The following is a 5,393-nucleotide window of genomic DNA, read 5'->3' as shown; positions in this document are numbered from 1 at the left end:
GGATGGTGTAGCACCGTTTATCGCAAATGAAATAAAAAAACAGATCCCGGATGAAGAAACCGATGTCAAACTGAAACGCACCATTGCTCATGGTATAGCGAATGCCACCCTTGCACTGGCCAAAGGTGAGAATGTTGCGGCGCAGGCGACCGGGGCGATGACAGGGGAAGCAATAGGGATACTGGCGGAGTCTGTTTATCATAAAAAAGCGCATGAACTGACAGAGCAGGAAAAAGAGAATGTCAGTGCCTGGGCAACGCTGGCGTCAGGTCTTGCCGGTGGTCTGGCAGGCGGAGATACACAGAGTGTGGCGAACGCAGCCCAGGCAGGGAAAACAACGATTGAGAATAACGGGATTAGTGATGGATTTAAACTCTCGAAAGGAATGGCAGAATATGGGTTGTCAGCATCGACACTAGCTACATCGATGTCAAAGGATAATAAATTACCACAAGAAGTTACCGCCGCATTATCTAAACATGCGAAAGGCGATCTCCCTGAGGGACAAGATCCAGCCAGAGGTTTACTGGTTGCATGGGCACCAGTTCCTGCGATTGCTGCCAGTACAGTTATAGCACCGGCAACAGCGACATATGGTTTTTTGTTTGGCGGTGCATTAGGTGGCGCAACAGATGCGACGCAGCAACTTATCACGATGAAACCGGGCGAAACATATAGTTATACAGATACGTTGATTGCAATAGGTACAGGCTCTCTGACACAAGGTAAAGGTGTTATATTTACAACAGTAGTGAATGGTGGCGGCGCATATTTAGGTAGTTCAATCAAGCATGAGGATCCAACCGCATCAGTAGCAGGCTCGATTTTTGGTTCAGTGCTGGGAGGAACAACGTCAAATAAAGTTACTAATAAATTGATAGATAAAGGATATGGTTCTGTTACATCAGGGGTCGCAGGAGATGTTGCGGGGGCTATAGTGGAATCATCATCTGAAAATACCATTAAACAAATAATTAAGGATGGTGAAAATGAAAAGAAATAATCTACTTAATTTTAAGATAGTTATATGGATTTTATTCTTTCCTTTAATAGGAGCTTTGCTATCAATTTGTGGTGTTTTTATTGGGTATGTTGTTGCTTATTTTAAATTGGGTGTTTTTCCTATTGAAACAATATTTCCTAAAATAGTTGATGCCATAAAGCCTGGCGTGGCTGTTGGGTTGTTATTAGGCTTTAGCTTATGGATATGGGGAATAGTTATTCCTGAACTCACCGGTAAATTTAAACCAGATAAGAAAGATGATAATGAGACTAAAAAATAGATGGTTTTGTGTAATGGCTTGCTATTGAGAATAACTCACTGAGTGATGTTATCAATGCCACATCACAAGGTAAGACACCTCAGCAGGTTGCTGAAGAGCGTGTTAATGCTGAAATTGAGCGTTACAGGAAAGAAAACTGTGCAGGAATGAGTGCAGGTGCCTGTTCAGCTAAAATGGCAGAAGACCGAGACAAATTCTTCAGAAAAGCCGCCTCTTTAGGTATTGATTTTGTACCGGTGGTCGGTGATTTCAAAAGTTTTGTTGAAGCGGATGACTGGATTGATTACACATTAGCTGCTGTGGGCACATTGCCTTTTGCTAAGGTATTCACGAAGCCACTGAAAGAAGCTAAATTACTGTTAAAAGCTGGCGATCTTGAGGGGGCGAATAAGCTCATAAAAGATGCGAGTGATGCCATACCAACAAAATTGCCTTCAAGTCCTATATCGCAATCATCAAGTGGAGTATGGAAACCAGATCATGGTGTAGAGGTAAATGTTGGAGCTACAATCGTCTCTGATAGTGTCGCTTTCAGCGCAAAACAGTTAGATAAGAAATTTAAACATGCTTCTGATTTTGGCGTAATAACAACTAAGAAAAATAGTGATACCATTGCAGAATATCAGGCTGCCATCAAATCACATTTAGATAATAAGACGACTTATGAACATGGGACATACCTATTAGTTCCAGAATCAAAGGTGTTCTTCAATCCACAAACTAATAATGTGGTTGTAATTGATAAATCTGGTAATTTTGTTAGTGGGGGGAAGCTTGATCCTCAAACGAAGCAATATGAAAACTTCATAAATAACGGGACATTAAGATGAGTCAGTCTCTTAAAAAATACATTGATGATTTTCTTGCTAAGAATATATCGGCTGAATATTTTACCGACACTTATATGGCGAAGTGGAAGGGGGAGCGTGATAGTAACCTACTTAAGCAAGATAATGATAATCTAAGTGAATTATTATCCAGTGTCTTCTGTGTGGCTGATATGTACAACCCAGATAATGATCGTGAAGAATACGAATTTAACGATGAGCAACTATGGAATGAGGTGAATAACTTGATGATTGATTATAAAAAAGGAGAGCCCGACAGTTAATATCTTAACCGTCTGGGCCTCCTGACTGTCAGCCCGCACTATCGCAGGCCCCTGAAGGGCGCAAGACATAACGCTGATTATGCGTGGTTCGGCCTCCTGAACTGTCAAAGCTAAGTTCAGATGTCCGCCTGCCAGCAAAGATGAAATGTCCTTTGATTACAGGAGATGTAAGTCGAGTTCGTAGTCGTACAGGCCGTTCAAAACGGTATGGCAAGAAGAGACATGTACACGACTTTTATTGTTTAAACTGAATATATCTCTTTAGCTAACTATGGATGTAAGATATGCGCATTCGGTGTTCAGCCCGATTACTTATCATCAACTCTTTCAGGCAAGTACTGTTGTTTCGTTTTGTTCATACAAATGATGCACTGGCAGGTAAGTCATACTGGGCCACGCCTGGTGGTGTTGAGCACGGTGAATCTTTTGAACAGGCTGCTATCAGAGAACTAAAAGAAGAAACAGGTATTATCAGGGATGATGTTGGGGAATGTGTGGCGCAAAGAACTTTTGAAATGACGCTTCCAAGTGGGGAAACTGTTCTGGCAGAAGAGCAGTTTTTTGTCATATTTTCCAATAAAGAAGAAATCCACATTCACGGGTGGACTGATAATGAAAAATCCCTTATCAGTCGCCACCATTGGTGGAGTATTGATGAGCTTTCCAGGACTCAGGATATAATATATCCTGGTAATATTACTGAATTAATCCCTATGTCTTCCGTTCAGAGAGCGCTGGGATTTCATATGAGTTGGTTTCCTGCGCCGCCGTGAAGGCCCATCGCCAGCAGGTATTGCCTGAGAACGGTTATTGTCGCGTTTGTCCTGAACCAGTTTGATATATTCAAGTGTACGTCCGAGCCGCTTGTTGTCCACGATAGCTTCCTGGTCGATTTCCGACAGGCGATCATAAGTGGAGTAGGGAAGAGCAACGCCGTTAAGCCTGAGTTCTTTTCGGCCGCCCGGATAGTGCCAGACCTCAATGTACTTCCCGATGGCTTTGCGACTAATTTCGCTTTCTTCAATAAGATAGAGCACTTTGTCATACTGAACCGTCAGAGATTTCGAAACGCGGCGCGGTTCCCGCCATGTGAAAAAGGCAGCCAGATCATCATCATGTTCAAGTGGCCAAATTTATTAAACCACTACAGCTGAAGTAGTCACTGGAGAAAGATGGTTTCACACAACCGGTAGTGGTGTCAGAGGAGAAGAGCCATTATCTGGTGGTGGATGGTTTTCATCGACAGTTATTAGGCAGGGAAACGGATACAGGAAAACACCTGAAGAGCTGGTTGCCTGTATTAATCCGGAGAGAAAGGGACAGGCTGAGCGTATTGCCGCGACCATTCGACATAACCGGGCCAGGGGGAAACATCAGATAACGTCAATGTCTGATATTGTCAGAGACCTTTCGCGTCTGGGCTGGACAGATGAACGCATTGGCACTGAGCTGGGCATGGATCAGGATGAAGTGCTGCGGCTGAAACAGATTAGCGGACTGACGGAGCTGTTTCAGGAAGAGAGTTTTAGTCCGGCATGGACGGTAAAATAAGCTTAACCTGCTGCACCCGCCAATAGATAATCGTGAATAAGGCGTTCGGTTAACGCTTATCTTTTTGGGGGGCGAGCAGAGGCCTGGGAATGTTTTGCAGGATAGAGTCTGAAAGAACGCTGTCAATTCACTTTTTACATTGTTCTCATCTGGTTAAATTATGTTTTATATTTTGTCATTGCTCTGGTGTATTAGATCAGAATATTACTGTGAGTGAGAGAAAAGCATGCATAAGCCGAAAGTTAGTTGTAACTGAAGGAGTCTGGTGATGAATTATAGTTACAGAAATGTAGTGAGAAGGTCGATATGATAAGTCAAATCAAAGAGAGATAAAGATGAACAGGAATGTACCTATAGATCTTGATTTTGAACATTTATCAGAACAACTTAAAAAAGTTGCTCGGGAATTTGTCGATCTTAAATATCAGTTAGATTGTAAAGGTCGATATAATCCCGACTATATTCCGGATGATTTATATGGTATGGCTCATTCCGGAGATTATTCTTCTGTTTCTGGCTGGACATTTTTTATCAATATAATGCCATTTGTTCCTGCGGAAACAAACGAAAGACAGATAAAATATATTCCTATTGAATATACTTTAGGATGTAGCTGGCGATGGTGGCCTGAGCATGCAGAGAATGATAAAGATAAAATCATTAACTTTATTAAAAATTTAGATCAGGCTCAGAGTACCTCTTATACCTTTATTTCTAATCTTGGCATCATATTATCCTCTGAAGGAAAAAACCGAATTAATTTTTGTCGATATCATGGCATACCAAAAATACCAGGTAATGTGGATGAGGTTAAATACCCGGAAGCAGAAAGGATAAGTATCTATAAAGTAGATACATGTGATAATTATTTGGGATGCAGAGGTATAAAATCATCTTATCTGGCAGTATTAGATGACAGATATATTCAGGCAATAGAACATATTGATTATGCATTACCTTTATTGCGGGGCTATGGGATAAATATAGAATATAAGTGGCCAGAGCGTTTTCCTGAGTTAATGGATATCGATAGATTCGCTGTCAGGTCGCTTTCTGAATATGCAGGATGCAGGAAATCTATTGATATGGAGAGAGTTAATGAGTATGTAAAAAAAGAAAAAGAAGGGGAAGGGACTCAGAATTTAAGTATTTTGGATATGAAGATAAAAAACAAATTATTTTTATTTTCAGTATCAATATTATTATTGATTGTGAATTTTATATTGTTTGTCGAGTTTAGAGATGGTTATCTTGCTCAGTTGTTTTGTGGATTCTTAGGTATGAGTATCTCTATTTTTATTATGATGGTGATGCCTGTTTTTATTGTTAAAAAGAAATATAAAGATAATAGATAAATGAGCAATAGATGAGGCTATTGACCAAAAAATTTTTTGAGATATATTAAAATGTGTTACGTCGTTGCATAATGCAACACTGCCAATGCTTCA

At 40.7% G+C, this 5,393-nt stretch carries 6 protein-coding genes and 2 pseudogenes; 7 read left to right on the top strand and 1 reads right to left on the bottom strand.

What is annotated here, in order from left to right; translation table 11 throughout:
- From PR833_RS19995 to PR833_RS19975, 5 genes are all read left to right on the top strand, one after another.
- Nucleotides 1-1,003 (top strand): VENN motif pre-toxin domain-containing protein (locus PR833_RS19995; protein ID WP_272526465.1); only part of this gene is annotated, 1,003 nt, incomplete at its 5' end.
- Complete coding sequence (locus PR833_RS19990) at nucleotides 990-1,283, top strand: hypothetical protein (RefSeq protein ID WP_001765000.1); 294 nt, start codon at nucleotides 990-992, stop codon at nucleotides 1,281-1,283. The genes PR833_RS19995 and PR833_RS19990, both read left to right, overlap by 14 nt.
- A 146-nt stretch (nucleotides 1,284-1,429) precedes the next feature.
- On the top strand, nucleotides 1,430-2,113 hold the full coding sequence (locus PR833_RS19985; protein ID WP_001765001.1) for a colicin D domain-containing protein: 684 nt from the start codon (nucleotides 1,430-1,432) through the stop codon (nucleotides 2,111-2,113).
- The gene (locus PR833_RS19980; RefSeq protein WP_001765002.1) at nucleotides 2,110-2,394 is read left to right on the top strand and encodes a colicin immunity domain-containing protein; all 285 of its coding nucleotides are present in this window, start codon (nucleotides 2,110-2,112) and stop codon (nucleotides 2,392-2,394) included. The genes PR833_RS19985 and PR833_RS19980 overlap by 4 nt, the downstream gene beginning before the upstream one ends.
- 284 nt (nucleotides 2,395-2,678) lie before the next feature.
- Entirely contained in the window at nucleotides 2,679-3,167 is a 489-nt protein-coding gene (locus PR833_RS19975; protein ID WP_272526464.1) for an NUDIX hydrolase, read from the top strand.
- Here the strand turns inward: PR833_RS19975 and PR833_RS19970 are convergent.
- Nucleotides 3,117-3,518: pseudogene (locus PR833_RS19970) on the bottom strand (ISNCY family transposase); the annotation flags it as partial. The gene PR833_RS19975 and the pseudogene PR833_RS19970 sit on opposite strands and share 51 nt — an antisense overlap.
- Before the next feature lie 35 nt (nucleotides 3,519-3,553).
- On the opposite strand from PR833_RS19970, the pseudogene PR833_RS19965 reads away from it, so the two are divergent.
- A pseudogene (locus PR833_RS19965) lies at nucleotides 3,554-3,945 on the top strand (IbrB-like domain-containing protein); the annotation flags it as partial.
- A 335-nt stretch (nucleotides 3,946-4,280) separates the two neighbouring features.
- Nucleotides 4,281-5,300, top strand: coding sequence for a hypothetical protein (locus PR833_RS19960; protein ID WP_001765005.1), 1,020 nt, complete (start codon nucleotides 4,281-4,283; stop codon nucleotides 5,298-5,300).
- Nucleotides 5,301-5,393 lie beyond the last annotated feature (93 nt).

The organism is Providencia sp. PROV189 (genome assembly GCF_028480065.1).
Taxonomy (GTDB): Bacteria; Pseudomonadota; Gammaproteobacteria; order Enterobacterales; family Enterobacteriaceae; genus Providencia; species Providencia stuartii.
Note: the sequence above shows the minus strand (reverse complement) of the source record. Positions and strands in the feature narration are given on the sequence as shown.

Bases quoted from the DNA above. Each gene is read 5' to 3' on its own strand.
- PR833_RS19990 (WP_001765000.1), top strand. From the start codon at position 990: ATGAAAAGAAATAATCTACTTAATTTTAAGATAGTTATATGGATTTTA.
- PR833_RS19985 (WP_001765001.1), top strand. From the start codon at position 1,430: ATGAGTGCAGGTGCCTGTTCAGCTAAAATGGCAGAAGACCGAGACAAA.
- PR833_RS19980 (WP_001765002.1), top strand. From the start codon at position 2,110: ATGAGTCAGTCTCTTAAAAAATACATTGATGATTTTCTTGCTAAGAAT.
- PR833_RS19975 (WP_272526464.1), top strand. From the start codon at position 2,679: ATGCGCATTCGGTGTTCAGCCCGATTACTTATCATCAACTCTTTCAGG.
- PR833_RS19960 (WP_001765005.1), top strand. From the start codon at position 4,281: ATGAACAGGAATGTACCTATAGATCTTGATTTTGAACATTTATCAGAA.